The organism is Vibrio sp. HDW18 (genome assembly GCF_011306175.1).
GTDB lineage: Bacteria > Pseudomonadota > Gammaproteobacteria > Enterobacterales > Vibrionaceae > Vibrio > Vibrio chanodichtyis.
Genome location: NZ_CP049913.1, coordinates 1,031,108 through 1,047,343, shown reverse-complemented (window position 1 = coordinate 1,047,343; position 16,236 = coordinate 1,031,108). Strand labels below are relative to the sequence as shown.

Sequence of the window (16,236 nt, the reverse complement as noted above, 5' to 3'; positions counted from 1 at the left end):
GTAAGAAAGCCGAAGCAAAACGCTCTTTAACAATATAAACCAATCAATCTGTGTGGGCACTCGTTGATGATAATCTCAAAAAGATTAATCAATGAACTGAGTGACCAAACGAGACGCAAGTCTTGGCACAGTCAATTCATTATCGTTCTGTTGGAACGATAATAGCTTTGAATTACTAAGGTAATTTAAAGTCAGTATTCATTGAGCCGAAGCGAAAGCTTCAAAAAACTTTTAATTGAAGAGTTTGATCATGGCTCAGATTGAACGCTGGCGGCAGGCCTAACACATGCAAGTCGAGCGGCAGCACAGAGGAACTTGTTCCTTGGGTGGCGAGCGGCGGACGGGTGAGTAATGCCTGGGAAATTGCCCTGATGTGGGGGATAACCATTGGAAACGATGGCTAATACCGCATGATGTTGTTTTCTATAAACGAAGATAACCAAAGAGGGGGACCGTAAGGCCTCTCGCGTCAGGATATGCCCAGGTGGGATTAGCTAGTTGGTGAGGTAATGGCTCACCAAGGCGACGATCCCTAGCTGGTCTGAGAGGATGATCAGCCACACTGGAACTGAGACACGGTCCAGACTCCTACGGGAGGCAGCAGTGGGGAATATTGCACAATGGGCGCAAGCCTGATGCAGCCATGCCGCGTGTATGAAGAAGGCCTTCGGGTTGTAAAGTACTTTCAGTCGTGAGGAAGGTTGTAGCGTTAATAGCGTTATGATTTGACGTTAGCGACAGAAGAAGCACCGGCTAACTCCGTGCCAGCAGCCGCGGTAATACGGAGGGTGCGAGCGTTAATCGGAATTACTGGGCGTAAAGCGCATGCAGGTGGTTTGTTAAGTCAGATGTGAAAGCCCTGGGCTCAACCTAGGAGTTGCATTTGAAACTGACAAGCTAGAGTACTGTAGAGGGGGGTAGAATTTCAGGTGTAGCGGTGAAATGCGTAGAGATCTGAAGGAATACCGGTGGCGAAGGCGGCCCCCTGGACAGATACTGACACTCAGATGCGAAAGCGTGGGGAGCAAACAGGATTAGATACCCTGGTAGTCCACGCCGTAAACGATGTCTACTTGGAGGTTGTGGCCTTGAGCCGTGGCTTTCGGAGCTAACGCGTTAAGTAGACCGCCTGGGGAGTACGGTCGCAAGATTAAAACTCAAATGAATTGACGGGGGCCCGCACAAGCGGTGGAGCATGTGGTTTAATTCGATGCAACGCGAAGAACCTTACCTACTCTTGACATCCAGAGAATCTAGCGGAGACGCTGGAGTGCCTTCGGGAACTCTGAGACAGGTGCTGCATGGCTGTCGTCAGCTCGTGTTGTGAAATGTTGGGTTAAGTCCCGCAACGAGCGCAACCCTTATCCTTGTTTGCCAGCACGTAATGGTGGGAACTCCAGGGAGACTGCCGGTGATAAACCGGAGGAAGGTGGGGACGACGTCAAGTCATCATGGCCCTTACGAGTAGGGCTACACACGTGCTACAATGGCGTATACAGAGGGCAGCGATACCGCGAGGTGGAGCGAATCTCAGAAAGTACGTCGTAGTCCGGATTGGAGTCTGCAACTCGACTCCATGAAGTCGGAATCGCTAGTAATCGCAAATCAGAATGTTGCGGTGAATACGTTCCCGGGCCTTGTACACACCGCCCGTCACACCATGGGAGTGGGCTGCAAAAGAAGCAGGTAGTTTAACCTTCGGGAGGACGCTTGCCACTTTGTGGTTCATGACTGGGGTGAAGTCGTAACAAGGTAGCGCTAGGGGAACCTGGCGCTGGATCACCTCCTTACACGATGATTATCGTGATGAGTGTCCACACAGATTGATATGGTTTAGATTTGAGCATGAAGTGGGTCTGTAGCTCAGGTGGTTAGAGCGTACGCCTGATAAGCGTAAGGTCGGTGGTTCGAGTCCACTCAGACCCACCACTAACGATGGGGTTATAGCTCAGCTGGGAGAGCGCCTGCCTTGCACGCAGGAGGTCTGCGGTTCGATCCCGCATAACTCCACCATCTTTAAGCGTTTTCGCTGAGAATGTTTAAAAATGGTTCTTGATGAATCTTGCTCTTTAACAATTTGGAAAGCTGACAAAACAACAAATTCGTTTGTTGTTTGTAAAGTTCTCAATGTTTATCGAAAGATAAACACCAACAACACATTCAAGTGTGCTTGGTATCGAATAAGGCTAAGGTCTTGTTCAAAATTTGAGTCCGGCAAAATCTGTCTCGCACTCATGTAAATAAACGCGAGACAACTTAGGTTGTTTAAACAACAACCCGAAACTCCTTCGGGTTGTATGGTTAAGTGACTAAGCGTACACGGTGGATGCCTGGGCAGTCAGAGGCGATGAAGGACGTACTAACTTGCGATAAGCGCAGATGAGGCAGTAAGAGCCGTTTGAGTCTGCGATTTCCGAATGGGGAAACCCAGCTGCATAAGCAGTTATCACTAGATGAATTCATAGTCTAGTGAGGCAAACCGGGGGAACTGAAACATCTAAGTACCCCGAGGAGAAGAAATCAACCGAGATTCCGGTAGTAGCGGCGAGCGAACCTGGATTAGCCCTTAAGCACTCGTTGAAGTAGGTGAACAAGCTGGAAAGCTTGGCGAAACAGGGTGATAGCCCCGTAACCGACGCTTCATCGAGCGTGAAATCGAGTAGGGCGGGACACGTGATATCCTGTCTGAATATGGGGGGACCATCCTCCAAGGCTAAATACTCCTGACTGACCGATAGTGAACCAGTACCGTGAGGGAAAGGCGAAAAGAACCCCTGTGAGGGGAGTGAAATAGAACCTGAAACCGTGTACGTACAAGCAGTAGGAGCACCTTCGTGGTGTGACTGCGTACCTTTTGTATAATGGGTCAGCGACTTATATTCAGTGGCAAGGTTAACCGTATAGGGGAGCCGTAGCGAAAGCGAGTCTTAACTGGGCGTTCAGTCTCTGGATATAGACCCGAAACCGGGTGATCTAGCCATGGGCAGGTTGAAGGTTGAGTAACATCAACTGGAGGACCGAACCGACTAATGTTGAAAAATTAGCGGATGACTTGTGGCTAGGGGTGAAAGGCCAATCAAACTCGGAGATAGCTGGTTCTCCCCGAAAGCTATTTAGGTAGCGCCTCGGACGAATACTACTGGGGGTAGAGCACTGTTAAGGCTAGGGGGTCATCCCGACTTACCAACCCTTTGCAAACTCCGAATACCAGTAAGTACTATCCGGGAGACACACGGCGGGTGCTAACGTCCGTCGTGGAGAGGGAAACAACCCAGACCGCCAGCTAAGGTCCCAAAGTATTGCTAAGTGGGAAACGATGTGGGAAGGCTCAGACAGCTAGGATGTTGGCTTAGAAGCAGCCATCATTTAAAGAAAGCGTAATAGCTCACTAGTCGAGTCGGCCTGCGCGGAAGATGTAACGGGGCTAAGCAATACACCGAAGCTGCGGCAATATCTTTTAGATATTGGGTAGGGGAGCGTTCTGTAAGCCGTTGAAGGTGAACTGTAAGGTTTGCTGGAGGTATCAGAAGTGCGAATGCTGACATGAGTAACGACAAAGGGGGTGAAAAACCTCCTCGCCGGAAGACCAAGGGTTCCTGTCCAACGTTAATCGGGGCAGGGTGAGTCGACCCCTAAGGTGAGGCCGAAAGGCGTAATCGATGGGAAACGGGTTAATATTCCCGTACTTTTGACTATTGCGATGGGGGGACGGAGAAGGCTAGGTGGGCCAGGCGACGGTTGTCCTGGTTCAAGTGCGTAGGCTTAAGAGTTAGGCAAATCCGGCTCTTTGTAAGGCTGAGACACGACGTCGAGCTGCTACGGCAGTGAAGTCATTGATGCCCTGCTTCCAGGAAAAGCCTCTAAGCTTCAGATAGTCAGAAATCGTACCCCAAACCGACACAGGTGGTCGGGTAGAGAATACCAAGGCGCTTGAGAGAACTCGGGTGAAGGAACTAGGCAAAATGGTACCGTAACTTCGGGAGAAGGTACGCTCTTGATGGTGAAGTCCCTAGCGGATGGAGCTGACGAGAGTCGCAGATACCAGGTGGCTGCAACTGTTTATTAAAAACACAGCACTGTGCAAAATCGCAAGATGACGTATACGGTGTGACGCCTGCCCGGTGCCGGAAGGTTAATTGATGGGGTTAGCGCAAGCGAAGCTCTTGATCGAAGCCCCGGTAAACGGCGGCCGTAACTATAACGGTCCTAAGGTAGCGAAATTCCTTGTCGGGTAAGTTCCGACCTGCACGAATGGCGTAATGATGGCCACGCTGTCTCCACCCGAGACTCAGTGAAATTGAAATCGCTGTGAAGATGCAGTGTACCCGCGGCTAGACGGAAAGACCCCGTGAACCTTTACTACAGCTTGGCACTGAACATTGAACCTACATGTGTAGGATAGGTGGGAGGCTATGAATCGATGACGCTAGTTGTCGTGGAGCCGTCCTTGAAATACCACCCTTGTATGTTTGATGTTCTAACTTAGGCCCCTTATCGGGGTTGAGGACAGTGCCTGGTGGGTAGTTTGACTGGGGCGGTCTCCTCCCAAAGAGTAACGGAGGAGCACGAAGGTGGGCTAATCACGGTTGGACATCGTGAGGTTAGTGCAATGGCATAAGCCCGCTTAACTGCGAGAATGACGGTTCGAGCAGGTGCGAAAGCAGGTCATAGTGATCCGGTGGTTCTGAATGGAAGGGCCATCGCTCAACGGATAAAAGGTACTCCGGGGATAACAGGCTGATACCGCCCAAGAGTTCATATCGACGGCGGTGTTTGGCACCTCGATGTCGGCTCATCACATCCTGGGGCTGAAGTCGGTCCCAAGGGTATGGCTGTTCGCCATTTAAAGTGGTACGCGAGCTGGGTTTAGAACGTCGTGAGACAGTTCGGTCCCTATCTGCCGTGGGCGTTGGAAGATTGAAGGGGGCTGCTCCTAGTACGAGAGGACCGGAGTGGACGAACCTCTGGTGTTCGGGTTGTGTCGCCAGACGCATTGCCCGGTAGCTAAGTTCGGAATTGATAACCGCTGAAAGCATCTAAGCGGGAAGCGAGCCCTGAGATGAGTCTTCCCTGACAGTTTAACTGTCCTAAAGGGTTGTTCGAGACTAGAACGTTGATAGGCAGGGTGTGTAAGCGTTGTGAGGCGTTGAGCTAACCTGTACTAATTGCCCGTGAGGCTTAACCATACAACACCCAAGGGGTTTTGTAGTGGACTCAAAGCTAAGCGCATAAGAATGTGTTGAGAGAACGAAGACAGCTTTCCAGATTATTCTCTAGAAATAGAGAGAAAGAATTTGCTTGGCGACCATAGCGTTTTGGACCCACCTGACTCCATTCCGAACTCAGAAGTGAAACGAAACAGCGTCGATGGTAGTGTGGGGTTTCCCCATGTGAGAGTAGAACATCGCCAGGCTTTTAATTTAGCACCAAGCGCTAACCAGACAGCGGAGCGGTAGTTCAGTTGGTTAGAATACCGGCCTGTCACGCCGGGGGTCGCGGGTTCGAGTCCCGTCCGCTCCGCCACTTATTATGAAACCCAGTCTTCGGACTGGGTTTTTTGCTATTGGCTATTTGCTCTCTACGCTTGACACTCTGGCCGGCGATGTATTGGGCTCTCTGGCCTTATCTCCTTGTTTTACCGCTGTGCTTCCCCGACAGTCAGTGACCATCATGCGTGCCCCTTCATCCGGTGAATAAAAAACCGATGCACAAGGCATCGGTTTGGTGGTGGGATGGGTTAATCTTGAGCTGGCTAGAGTATCTGTTTAAGTAGTCTATCCGCTTTTAAGCGCATAATTCTACGTACTAAACGCTGCACTTTTTCTGGATACTGTTCGAGTTTTTCAATTTGCTTATAAGTACAGATAAACTGAGTATGGTGCAGGATATTGTCGATTTCGGCGGTAAACTTATCTGTCAGCAGATGGTGCTCATCACGGATCAAAAGCGCATTTTCCAGGTCTAACTTCCAGGCTCGAGGATTGAGGTTATTGCCAGTGATCAGCATGTGACGCTTATCGATCCAAACGCCTTTCAGATGGAAGCTATGATGCTCGTGTTTCCAGAGATGAATGGAGAGCTTACGGCTAGCGATATGCGCTTCATTGACTTTAGCAAAACGACGTAGGTTCAACTCGTATAAATAAGGTAGACCACCAATCGTTTTGAACGGCTCTTCTGGCGCGATATAGAAATCATTCGCTGTCTTATCACCGATCACAATATGCACTGTGACCCCACGGCGTAGCGCTTTTTTCACTTCCTTAGCAATGCTTGGTGGGAAATTGAAATATGGTGTACAGATGAATACTTCTTCCTTAGCGGATGCTAAAAGTTGGATTATGGTTTGATTGAGTCGGTTTCTACGGCGTCCAAGCCCGACTAATGGTGTAACTGCAACCTGCTGTTGGGTGATTTTTTGCTGCTCAAATTGGTAATTTGCTTGGGCAAGTGAGGCGCGGAACTGGCGGATATCTGATTTAATTTCTTTAGTGGTCGGCTTATGGTCACAAGCAAGATTGTTGACCGCTGGGTGAGCTAACATTTCTTGTTGGACAAATTTAACCATGCTGTCGGCAAGCGCTATGTTTTCAAAAGTATGGTAGCGATCGAAACGATAACGGTCATGATAAGCAAGATAAACGTTATTGAGACTAGCTCCGCTGTAAATCACCTGATCGTCAATGATGAAGCCTTTAAGATGTAACACGCCAAAAACTTCGCGTCCCCTTACTGGGATCCCATAAACGGGAATACTATGCTCATATTGTTGGGCAAATTCGCGATACATCGCGGCATTACCTTCTGAGGTTGCAGCTCCGATTAAGCCTCTTTGCGCGCGATGCCAGTCAACACACAACTGAATATCAAGTCCTGGGTTACGTTGTTTGGCCGCGTAAAGTTCGGTGAGAATTTCACGACCTGCATCATCATTTTCTAAATAAAGGGCAACCAGGTAGATACGTTTGCGCGCCTGACGAATCGATTCGACCAAATGAGTTCGAAATTCCGCAGCGGAGAGCAGTATGCCAAATTTGTCAGGCTCCTGCGCAATCGCTGGTAGTTGTTCGAGAGGGTTTCTTCGAGCAATCATTGGGATGCATTACCTTGTTGTGTGCAAAATTGCGAGCAGTGGATATTACCAAAACTGGTTAAGAAAAGGCTAGAAATGGCGACTATTCTTGACATAACTTGTCTTGATATTGCATCGGAATGAGATCCTTGCCGGATTGCAAGTAACGCTGATAAAGCGTTTCCAGTTCAGTTGGTAAAGCGGATGGCTCCACTGGTGTGAAACCACCGTGCTGATAAAAATCGACTAAATGGGAGTAAGCGAAGCAAAATGTTGTCTGATCAAGCCATTCGATTTGGCAATAACGGAGCAGTTGTTGGCCAATTGTTTGTTGGCGTTGCTCCGTTTTTACCGCCATTCCGGTCAGTAAACGAGATGATCCCACGGTACGAAAACGTACCACCGCGATGATTTCTGTTTTATCTAATCCGACAATGATCGACTCATCACGCTTAGGTTTCGTTGCTGGGTAATACATTTTATAAAAACGTTTGATGAGTGGAAGTTTGCTCGGATCAAATTGCTGAAACTCTAACATTGGTCTTTCGTGCTTATTGGTGATCTGGGGTAGAATGTAGCCAGTTTAAGTTATCCTAAGACGACCATGCAAATTCAACTCGGCGCGAATCTCAAACCCTATCACACCTTTGGTATTGAACAATTGACGGCTCAATTAGCCGTGGCTGAATCGATTGATGATTTACAAATGCTGTACTGCTCTGAGCAATGGGCGAATGTGCCTAAGTTGATGTTAGGCAAAGGCAGTAACATGCTGTTTACTTGTGCCTACTCGGGCATGGTGGTTCTTAATCGGCTACGTGGAATAGAGCATCGACAAGATGAACAACATCACTTATTGCATATTGCTGGCGGCGAAGATTGGCCTGAACTAGTGGCTTGGTGTGTTGATCAGGGCATTGCTGGATTGGAGAATTTGGCGTTAATCCCAGGTTGTGCCGGCTCGGCACCGATCCAAAATATCGGTGCTTATGGACTCGAATTTAAGGATGTTTGCCATTATGTGGACTACTTATGTCTAGAGAGTGGTTCAGTCAAGCGCTTGATGGTTGATCAATGCCAGTTTGGTTATCGTGACTCGATTTTTAAACATCAACTGTATCAAAAAGCGGTAGTGGTGGCGATTGGCTTAAAGTTAGCAAAAGCTTGGCAGCCGATCATCAATTATGGCCCGCTCAAAGATCTTCCACAGACAGCAACCGCTTATGATGTCTATCAGCGGGTTTGCGCCACACGGATTGAAAAATTACCCAATCCTGCGGTCATGGGTAACGCCGGCAGCTTTTTCAAAAACCCGCTGATCAGTGTGTCGGCGTTTGCTGATTTACAAGCGCAGTACCCCGGTGTAGTGGCTTATCCTACTGATCAGGGTGTCAAAATTGCCGCGGGATGGCTAATTGATCAAGCAGAGTTGAAAGGTTGGCAAATCGGAGGCGCTAAGGTTCATCCTAAGCAGGCGTTGGTGATTGTGAATACCGGATCGGCAACCGCGGCAGATGTATTACAGTTGGCGGCTTATGTGAAACAACGCATACTGGATTGCTACGGGATTGAACTTGAACATGAAGTTCGTTTTATTGGCGCGCAGCAAGAAACCAATCTTGAGCAATGGATGAGTGAGCAATAATGAAAGAGCATAGTGTCAAGCTGTCTATTCTCAATCAGTTAGCGGATGGTGAGTTTCATTCGGGAGAGGTGTTAGGCGCTCAGCTTGGGATCTCACGAGCAGCAATCAGTAAACATCTGCAAGGGATCCGCGCGTGGGGGGTCGATGTGTTTCGGGTACAAGGTAAGGGGTACCAACTTGCCCAGCCGATGCGATTATTGGATCAAGCCGTGCTGCAATCCCAAGTCACCAATCCGGTAGAGCTGCATCCGATTATTGATTCGACCAATCAATATTTGCTTGATCATGTCAACACGCTCGCATCGGGAACGGTTTGCTTGGCCGAATATCAAGCCAGTGGCCGAGGTCGACGTGGTCGACACTGGGTTTCGCCGTTTGGGGCGAATCTCTACCTTTCCATGTATTGGCGTTTAGATGCTGGTATGGCCGCCGCAATGGGACTGAGCTTGGTGGTAGGGGTGGCGATCGTCGAAGCGCTAGAAGCGATGGGGGTCAATGGCGTAAAACTTAAATGGCCGAACGATCTTTACTACCAAGATAAAAAGCTGGCCGGAATATTAGTCGAAATGTCTGGGCAAGCTGGCGCGGCAGCCCATTTAGTGATTGGAATGGGGATTAATCTGGCAATGCCGGATAAGCAAGACAATATTGATCAACCGTGGGTCAGCCTAGCCGAAGTCACAGGGTGGGAGAGCATAGATCGAAATGTCTTAGCGATTAATCTCATTAATGCGTTAGATCGTACCTTGCGTCAATATGAAGCGTCTGGCATGCAGAATTTTGTCGAGCGTTGGAATCGTTGGGATAATTTTATTGGTCGTCCGGTGAAATTGCTCATGGGATCTAATGAAATTATAGGTATTGAGCGCGGAATCGATGCGCACGGAGGCGTGTTATTAGAGACTCCAGAGGGCTTGAAAAGCTTTATTGGCGGAGAAATATCACTGCGTAAAACTGATTAATCAACGTAATAGGTTTGCCAGTGAGAGTAGGTATCCTGATCACTCGAAAGGCAAGCCTAACGGATTATTTGCGCAATAACACTTCACCCACGCTATGGTTTAGCCCTTTACGGAGAATTAATTGAGCCCGACCTCTGGTGGGCAGTATATTTTCGATCAAATTTTTGCCGTTAATGGTCTCCCAAATTGAACGTGCTTTTTGCTCGGCTTGCTGCTCTGATAGCGCGGTATAATGGCTGAAGTATGAACCTGGCTTTCTAAAAGCGCTATTACGAAATTTCATAAAACGCTCGATATACCACTTTTCGATCAGTTGGCTCTCTGCATCGACATAAATTGAGAAATCAAGAAAATCAGAAATAAATACACGATGTGGATCGTGTGGATAGTCCATCCCGCTTTGCAGAACATTCAGCCCTTCGATAATCAGCACATCTGGGCGATCAACGACATTGACCTCATCAGTAATATCATAGGTCAGGTGTGAATAAACAGGAGCAACCACATGCGGTTGACCCGCTTTAACCGCAGAGACAAATTCAACTAAACGGCGAATATCATAAGATTCGGGAAAACCTTTTTTATGCATAATCCCGCGTTCAGTTAGGATTTGATTTGGGTACAGAAAGCCATCGGTGGTGATCAGTTCAACTTTAGGATGATTCTCCCAGCGTGATAGCAATGCCTTCAATAAGCGAGCCGTCGTACTTTTACCTACCGCAACACTACCGGCAATCCCAATCACAAACGGTGGTGCAGAGCCCGCACTGCCTAAAAATTGCTGTAATACACCATTGCGGCTTTGTCGAGCTTCAATGTACAAATTGAGTAAGCGAGCAAGAGGCAGGTAGATCTCGACCGCTTCAGTCATGGTCAAATGATCATTGATCCCTTGCAATTCCTTAAGATCGCTTTCAGATAAAGTCATAGGGACTGAATTACGAAGTTCAGCCCAGTGTTGACGATCAAAGGTTAGGTAAGGAGTCATAATATCAGTTCAATCATGTGGTAAATGATAAATAAAGCGAAAATACAGTAAGGTCAAACGAAAGCAAAATAGAATGATACGTGAATTCGCGATTGAATGGCAATTTGAGCAAAAAAACAACGGAAAAAAAATCCTTTGAAAAAAGTTTTTTTAAATATAAGGCTTGCAAGGTCTAAGATCATTCACTAGAATGCGCACCACTTATGCCGACTTAGCTCAGTAGGTAGAGCAACTGACTTGTAATCAGTAGGTCACCAGTTCGATTCCGGTAGTCGGCACCATTTTCTTCATTAGCAATAAAATGGTCCAAAAATTTGGAGGGGTTCCCGAGTGGCCAAAGGGAGCAGACTGTAAATCTGCCGGCTCCGCCTTCGATGGTTCGAATCCGTCCCCCTCCACCATATTTTTAAGGAAATAGCGCTCAGAGCTACGTGTGCGGGCATCGTATAATGGCTATTACCTCAGCCTTCCAAGCTGATGATGCGGGTTCGATTCCCGCTGCCCGCTCCACTCATTTTAGAGTGCTGATATAGCTCAGATGGTAGAGCGCATCCTTGGTAAGGATGAGGTCGGCAGTTCGATTCTGCCTATCAGCACCAGATCTAAGCAAAAATTTCCTTTTGATATATACTTTACTACCGATATTTTTTGGTTGCGTGGTCATATCAATGCCACCTACATCCGTACCTAGAGGGACAACTCATGTCTAAAGAAAAATTTGAACGTACGAAACCGCACGTAAACGTTGGTACTATCGGCCACGTTGACCACGGTAAAACAACTCTAACTGCAGCTATCTGTACTGTACTGTCTAAAGTATACGGCGGTAAAGCGCGTGACTTCGCGTCAATCGACAACGCACCAGAAGAGCGTGAGCGTGGTATTACTATCAATACTTCTCACGTAGAGTACGATACACCAAACCGTCACTACGCACACGTAGACTGTCCAGGACACGCGGATTATGTTAAGAACATGATCACTGGTGCTGCACAGATGGACGGTGGTATCCTAGTAGTAGCAGCGACAGATGGCCCAATGCCACAAACTCGTGAGCACATCCTGCTGGGTCGTCAAGTAGGTATCCCTTACATCATCGTATTCATGAACAAATGTGACATGGTTGATGACGAAGAGCTACTAGAGCTGGTTGAAATGGAAGTACGTGAGCTGTTGTCAGAGTACGATTTCCCAGGTGATGACCTGCCAGTAATCCAAGGTTCAGCACTGGGCGCGCTAAACGGCGAAGAGCAGTGGGAAGCGAAGATCATTGAACTGGCAGAAGCGCTGGACACTTACATTCCAGAGCCAGAGCGTGCAGTAGACATGGCATTCCTGATGCCAATCGAAGACGTATTCTCAATCCAAGGCCGTGGTACTGTAGTAACTGGTCGTATCGAGCGCGGCATCCTGAAAGTGGGTGACGAAGTTGCGATCGTAGGTATCAAAGACACAGTAACGACTACCTGTACTGGTGTAGAAATGTTCCGTAAGCTGCTTGACGAAGGTCGTGCAGGTGAGAACGTTGGTGCCCTGCTACGTGGTACTAAGCGTGACGACGTAGAGCGTGGACAAGTACTGGCGAAGCCAGGTTCAATCACTCCACACACTAAGTTCGAGTCAGAAGTATACGTACTGTCAAAAGATGAAGGTGGCCGTCATACTCCATTCTTCAAAGGTTACCGTCCACAGTTCTACTTCCGTACAACTGACGTAACAGGCAGCATCGAGCTACCAGAAGGCGTAGAAATGGTAATGCCAGGCGACAACATCCAAATGGTAGTTGACCTGATTGCACCAATCGCGATGGACGAAGGTCTACGCTTTGCGATCCGTGAAGGCGGTCGTACAGTAGGTGCTGGTGTTGTAGCTAAGATCATCGCTTAATTATTTGACTAAGCACTATTAAAAAGGGCATCATTTGATGCCCTTTTTCTGCGCTGCACAATAATGTGTCGATTTCTTGATCAGATGCAGTCAAAGTTTTGGAGTGAGGCGTTTTTCGTCACACTTAAGTATGGAATCAGCGCATTGCGTTGACCGAATGGATTTGCCCTGCAACAGCGGGGTTGTTGTCGTCTAGAAGTCAGATTTGTGACAGGTTGGTTTATGAAAGCAAACAACGCTGAAGCTCCTGATAGCTCAAATGCAGCAGATACTCTGAAGTGGGTAATCACTTTTGTTCTGCTGGTTGCCGCTGTTGTGGGTAATTACCTGTATGGTGAACTTTCTGTGGTCGCTCGTGCCGCAGGTGTAATTGTGTTGATAGCCGCTGCACTAGGTGTGGCTGCGACAACAACAAAAGGCAAACAAGCGATCGTGTTTGCTCGCGAGTCTCGCATGGAAGTTCGCAAAGTGGTTTGGCCTACGCGCCAAGAAACTATGCAAACCACGTTGATCGTTTTAGCAGTAAGTATTGTAATGGCTCTGGCACTTTGGGGTATTGACGGGATTATGGTTCGTCTCGTCGCCTTTGTGACCGGAGTATAGTAGAGGGTTTAATACATGAGTGAAGCTCCGAAAAAACGCTGGTATGTAGTTCAAGCCTTCTCTGGATTTGAAGGCCGTGTTGCTCAGTCACTTCGTGAACATATCAAAATGCACGGTATGGAAGAGCTGTTTGGTGAAGTGTTAGTACCAACAGAAGAAGTGGTTGAAATGCGCGCAGGCCAACGCCGCAAAAGCGAGCGTAAATTCTTCCCAGGTTATGTGCTCGTACAGATGATCATGAATGATGAATCTTGGCACTTGGTGCGTAGCGTACCTCGTGTCATGGGATTCATTGGTGGTACATCAGATCGTCCAGCACCGATCACCGATAAGGAAGCGGATGCGATCCTAAACCGTCTTGAAAAAGCCAGCGAAGCGCCGCGTCCGAAAACGATGTTCGAAGCTGGTGAAGTGGTACGTGTTAATGATGGTCCATTTGCTGACTTCAACGGTACCGTTGAAGAGGTGGATTACGAGAAGAGCCGCTTGAAAGTATCGGTATCGATCTTTGGTCGCGCCACACCTGTTGAGCTCGAATTTGGTCAAGTTGAAAAGTTTGATTAAAAAAGCATCGCTTTAGGCTTGTTTGAGGCGTGGATTATGACTATAATTTCGCGCCTTTTTATAGGTTCTTTATGAAACTCGGGGAGCTGACCAATCGGTTAGCGTTTGCACCCATAATCTAGGAAATATCATGGCTAAGAAAGTTGAAGCTTATGTGAAGCTGCAAGTTGCAGCTGGCATGGCAAACCCAAGTCCACCAGTTGGTCCTGCTCTAGGTCAACGTGGTGTTAACATCATGGAATTCTGTAAAGCGTTCAACGCACGTACAGAATCTATGGAGAAAGGTCTACCAACACCAGTTGTTATTACTGTGTACAGTGACCGTTCTTTCACGTTCGAAACTAAGACTCCACCAGCAGCAGTTCTTCTGAAGAAAGCGGCAGGCATCAAGTCTGGTTCAGCGCGTCCTAACACTGCTAAAGTGGGCACAATCACTGACGCTCAAATCCAAGAAATCGCAGAAACTAAAGCTGCTGATATGACTGGTGCTGATATCGAAGCGATGAAGCGTTCTATCGCAGGAACTGCTCGTTCAATGGGCCTAGTGGTAGAGGGTTAATACAATGGCGAAACTAACTAAGCGTATGCGTACTATCCGCGCAAAAGTGGATGTAACTAAAGAGTACGACATCAACGAAGCAGTTGCACTGCTGAAAGAGCTGGCAACAGCGAAATTCGTTGAATCAGTTGACGTTGCTGTTAACCTAGGTATCGACGCTCGTAAATCTGACCAAAACGTTCGTGGCGCAACTGTGCTGCCACACGGTACTGGCCGTGACATCCGCGTAGCGGTATTCACTCAAGGTGCTAACGCTGAAGCGGCTAAAGCTGCAGGTGCGGAACTGGTTGGTATGGAAGATCTGGCTGACCAAGTGAAAAAAGGCGAAATGAACTTCGACGTAGTTATTGCTTCTCCAGATGCAATGCGCGTAGTTGGTCAACTAGGTACTATCCTAGGCCCACGTGGTCTGATGCCAAACCCGAAAGTGGGTACTGTAACTCCTAACGTTGCTGAAGCAGTTAAGAATGCTAAAGCAGGTCAGGTTCGTTACCGTAACGACAAGAACGGTATCATCCATACTACAATTGGTAAGGTAACGTTCGAAGCAGAACAACTGAAAGAGAACTTAGAAGCTCTGTTGGTTGCTCTGAAAAAAGCAAAACCATCTTCTGCGAAAGGCGTTTTCGTGAAGAAGGTAAGCATCTCTACAACTATGGGTGCTGGCGTTGCTGTCGATCAGAATACTCTGAGTGCACAAGTTTAATGCATTTGCATAGGCGCAAAATTAATGTATAATTTTGCGCCTAATATTTGTGGTTGGGGCTGAACCTTTATCCTTGAGATAATAACCCAGTCTCCGTCCAAGACCGTAGGCGTTATCTTTGGATAACTTAATAAAACCTACGTAGATGGTGCCCGAACTGACAGAAAGATTTACTTTTTAAGTTAGCTTTCTTCTGGGACTGCACCAAAAAAACTCTCACTGTTGCTGATAATAGTGAGTGGTGTAACGACAACCAGGAGTTAATCCAAGATGGCTTTAAATCTTCAAGACAAAAAAGCAATTGTTGCTGAAGTCAACGAAGCGGCCAGTGGTGCACTTTCTGCAGTTGTTGCTGACTCTCGTGGTGTTCAAGTTGCTGCGATGACTAATCTGCGTAAACAAGCTCGTGAAGCGGGCGTTTACCTGAAAGTTGTTCGTAACACACTAGCACGTCGCGCAGTAGAAGGCACAGCTTACGAATGTCTAAAAGACGTATTCGTAGGTCCTACTTTGATCGGCTTCTCTAATGAGCACCCAGGTGCTGCAGCGCGTCTTTTTAAAGAATTCGCGAAAGAGAACAAAGCATTTGAAATCAAAGCAGCTGCATATGAAGGCGTACTGACTGACCCTGAAGTACTAGCGACACTACCAACTTACGACGAAGCGATTGCACGCCTGATGATGTGCATGAAAGAAGCTTCTGCTGGCAAGCTGGTTCGTACTATCGCTGCTGTCCGCGATCAAAAAGAAGCTGCTTAAGCCTAATCGCTTTCGCCTTCTACTGGTTGCTAAATAAACTTATTGTTGACTTAAAAGAGAATTGTTATGTCTATTACTAACGAGCAAATCCTAGACGCTATTGCAGAAATGTCTGTAATGCAAGTTGTTGAACTGATCTCTGCTATGGAAGAGAAGTTCGGTGTTACTGCTGCTGCTGCAGTTGTATCTGGTCCTGCTGCTGCTGCTGTTGAAGAGCAAACTGAATTCAACGTAATTCTGACTGCTGCTGGCGCGAACAAAGTTGCTGTTATCAAAGCAGTACGTGGCGCAACTGGTCTAGGTCTGAAAGAAGCGAAAGCTCTAGTTGACGGTGCTCCAGCTGCTGTTAAAGAAGCGGTATCTAAAGACGAAGCAGAAGCACTGAAGAAAGAGCTTGAAGAAGCTGGTGCAGCTGTTGAAGTTAAGTAATTCCTACTTAATTTCTTAGCCGCAAGGCTAATGGCTGGTGGTTTAATAACCACCGGCCTTTT

Annotated in this window: 12 protein-coding genes, 7 tRNA genes and 3 rRNA genes; 19 read left to right on the top strand and 3 right to left on the bottom strand. The window is 47.7% G+C overall.

Going from position 1 to position 16,236, the window contains the following annotated elements:
• The first annotated feature begins 232 nt into the window (after positions 1-232).
• From G7083_RS05010 to G7083_RS04985, 6 genes are all read left to right on the top strand, one after another.
• Positions 233-1,790: ribosomal RNA gene (locus G7083_RS05010) — 16S ribosomal RNA — on the top strand.
• 62 nt (positions 1,791-1,852) lie between these two features.
• Positions 1,853-1,929: transfer RNA gene (locus G7083_RS05005), tRNA-Ile, on the top strand.
• 8 nt (positions 1,930-1,937) lie between these two features.
• Positions 1,938-2,013: transfer RNA gene (locus G7083_RS05000), tRNA-Ala, on the top strand.
• A gap of 286 nt (positions 2,014-2,299) precedes the next feature.
• Positions 2,300-5,186 (top strand): 23S ribosomal RNA (locus tag G7083_RS04995).
• 111 nt (positions 5,187-5,297) lie between these two features.
• A 5S ribosomal RNA gene (gene rrf / locus G7083_RS04990) occupies positions 5,298-5,413 on the top strand.
• The 16S, 23S and 5S rRNA genes sit together here with 3 tRNA genes alongside, the layout of an rRNA operon.
• A gap of 33 nt (positions 5,414-5,446) precedes the next feature.
• Positions 5,447-5,523: transfer RNA gene (locus tag G7083_RS04985), tRNA-Asp, on the top strand.
• A gap of 229 nt (positions 5,524-5,752) precedes the next feature.
• On the opposite strand, the gene pssA is transcribed toward G7083_RS04985, so the two are convergent.
• Both pssA and G7083_RS04975 read right to left on the bottom strand, forming a co-directional pair.
• A complete protein-coding gene (gene pssA / locus G7083_RS04980; protein WP_166013829.1) occupies positions 5,753-7,093 on the bottom strand; it encodes a CDP-diacylglycerol--serine O-phosphatidyltransferase in 1,341 nt (446 codons plus the stop codon).
• 82 nt (positions 7,094-7,175) lie between these two features.
• Complete coding sequence (locus tag G7083_RS04975) at positions 7,176-7,610, bottom strand: GNAT family N-acetyltransferase (RefSeq protein WP_166013828.1); 435 nt, start codon at positions 7,608-7,610, stop codon at positions 7,176-7,178.
• Between the two features lie 66 nt (positions 7,611-7,676).
• On the opposite strand from G7083_RS04975, the gene murB reads away from it, so the two are divergent.
• Together murB and birA are read left to right on the top strand one after the other, a co-directional pair.
• Positions 7,677-8,717 (top strand): UDP-N-acetylmuramate dehydrogenase, encoded by a 1,041-nt coding sequence (murB, locus tag G7083_RS04970; protein ID WP_166013827.1) that lies wholly within the window; start codon positions 7,677-7,679, stop codon positions 8,715-8,717.
• Positions 8,717-9,679, top strand: a complete 963-nt coding sequence (gene birA, locus G7083_RS04965; RefSeq protein WP_166013826.1) for a bifunctional biotin--[acetyl-CoA-carboxylase] ligase/biotin operon repressor BirA — start codon at positions 8,717-8,719, stop codon at positions 9,677-9,679. The genes murB and birA overlap by 1 nt, the downstream gene beginning before the upstream one ends.
• A gap of 64 nt (positions 9,680-9,743) precedes the next feature.
• Here birA and coaA read toward each other — a convergent pair whose 3' ends face one another.
• A complete protein-coding gene (coaA, locus tag G7083_RS04960) occupies positions 9,744-10,667 on the bottom strand; it encodes a type I pantothenate kinase (RefSeq protein WP_166013825.1) in 924 nt (307 codons plus the stop codon).
• Between the two features lie 205 nt (positions 10,668-10,872).
• On the opposite strand from coaA, the gene G7083_RS04955 reads away from it, so the two are divergent.
• The 11 genes from G7083_RS04955 (at position 10,873) to rplL (ending at position 16,174) form a co-directional block, all read left to right on the top strand.
• Positions 10,873-10,948: transfer RNA gene (locus G7083_RS04955), tRNA-Thr, on the top strand.
• Between the two features lie 35 nt (positions 10,949-10,983).
• Positions 10,984-11,068: transfer RNA gene (locus tag G7083_RS04950), tRNA-Tyr, on the top strand.
• Positions 11,069-11,102: 34 nt separating this feature from the next.
• Positions 11,103-11,177 (top strand) — tRNA-Gly (locus tag G7083_RS04945).
• Between the two features lie 13 nt (positions 11,178-11,190).
• Positions 11,191-11,266: transfer RNA gene (locus tag G7083_RS04940), tRNA-Thr, on the top strand.
• Between the two features lie 103 nt (positions 11,267-11,369).
• On the top strand, positions 11,370-12,554 hold the full coding sequence (gene tuf / locus G7083_RS04935; protein ID WP_166013786.1) for an elongation factor Tu: 1,185 nt from the start codon (positions 11,370-11,372) through the stop codon (positions 12,552-12,554).
• Positions 12,555-12,776: 222 nt separating this feature from the next.
• Entirely contained in the window at positions 12,777-13,157 is a 381-nt protein-coding gene (gene secE, locus G7083_RS04930) for a preprotein translocase subunit SecE (protein WP_166013824.1), read from the top strand.
• Positions 13,158-13,172: 15 nt separating this feature from the next.
• A complete protein-coding gene (nusG, locus tag G7083_RS04925; RefSeq protein WP_166013823.1) occupies positions 13,173-13,721 on the top strand; it encodes a transcription termination/antitermination protein NusG in 549 nt (182 codons plus the stop codon).
• A 130-nt stretch (positions 13,722-13,851) separates the two neighbouring features.
• Positions 13,852-14,280: a 50S ribosomal protein L11 gene (gene rplK / locus G7083_RS04920; RefSeq protein ID WP_166013822.1), complete on the top strand. Its 429-nt coding sequence runs from the start codon at positions 13,852-13,854 to the stop codon at positions 14,278-14,280.
• Positions 14,281-14,284: 4 nt separating this feature from the next.
• A complete protein-coding gene (gene rplA, locus G7083_RS04915; RefSeq protein WP_166013821.1) occupies positions 14,285-14,986 on the top strand; it encodes a 50S ribosomal protein L1 in 702 nt (233 codons plus the stop codon).
• 270 nt (positions 14,987-15,256) lie between these two features.
• On the top strand, positions 15,257-15,745 hold the full coding sequence (gene rplJ, locus G7083_RS04910) for a 50S ribosomal protein L10 (protein ID WP_166013820.1): 489 nt from the start codon (positions 15,257-15,259) through the stop codon (positions 15,743-15,745).
• 66 nt (positions 15,746-15,811) lie between these two features.
• Positions 15,812-16,174 (top strand): 50S ribosomal protein L7/L12, encoded by a 363-nt coding sequence (gene rplL / locus G7083_RS04905; RefSeq protein ID WP_166013819.1) that lies wholly within the window; start codon positions 15,812-15,814, stop codon positions 16,172-16,174.
• The last annotated feature ends 62 nt before the right edge of the window (positions 16,175-16,236 follow it).

What these genes read in the sequence shown, in the direction of transcription:
- secE (WP_166013824.1), top strand. Translation starts at nt 12,777, where the DNA reads ATGAAAGCAAACAACGCTGAAGCTCCTGATAGCTCAAATGCAGCAGAT.
- tuf (WP_166013786.1), top strand. Translation starts at nt 11,370, where the DNA reads ATGTCTAAAGAAAAATTTGAACGTACGAAACCGCACGTAAACGTTGGT.
- pssA (WP_166013829.1), bottom strand. Translation starts at nt 7,093, where the DNA reads ATGATTGCTCGAAGAAACCCTCTCGAACAACTACCAGCGATTGCGCAG.
- birA (WP_166013826.1), top strand. Translation starts at nt 8,717, where the DNA reads ATGAAAGAGCATAGTGTCAAGCTGTCTATTCTCAATCAGTTAGCGGAT.
- rplL (WP_166013819.1), top strand. Translation starts at nt 15,812, where the DNA reads ATGTCTATTACTAACGAGCAAATCCTAGACGCTATTGCAGAAATGTCT.
- rplA (WP_166013821.1), top strand. Translation starts at nt 14,285, where the DNA reads ATGGCGAAACTAACTAAGCGTATGCGTACTATCCGCGCAAAAGTGGAT.
- rplK (WP_166013822.1), top strand. Translation starts at nt 13,852, where the DNA reads ATGGCTAAGAAAGTTGAAGCTTATGTGAAGCTGCAAGTTGCAGCTGGC.
- coaA (WP_166013825.1), bottom strand. Translation starts at nt 10,667, where the DNA reads ATGACTCCTTACCTAACCTTTGATCGTCAACACTGGGCTGAACTTCGT.
- G7083_RS04975 (WP_166013828.1), bottom strand. Translation starts at nt 7,610, where the DNA reads ATGTTAGAGTTTCAGCAATTTGATCCGAGCAAACTTCCACTCATCAAA.
- murB (WP_166013827.1), top strand. Translation starts at nt 7,677, where the DNA reads ATGCAAATTCAACTCGGCGCGAATCTCAAACCCTATCACACCTTTGGT.
- nusG (WP_166013823.1), top strand. Translation starts at nt 13,173, where the DNA reads ATGAGTGAAGCTCCGAAAAAACGCTGGTATGTAGTTCAAGCCTTCTCT.
- rplJ (WP_166013820.1), top strand. Translation starts at nt 15,257, where the DNA reads ATGGCTTTAAATCTTCAAGACAAAAAAGCAATTGTTGCTGAAGTCAAC.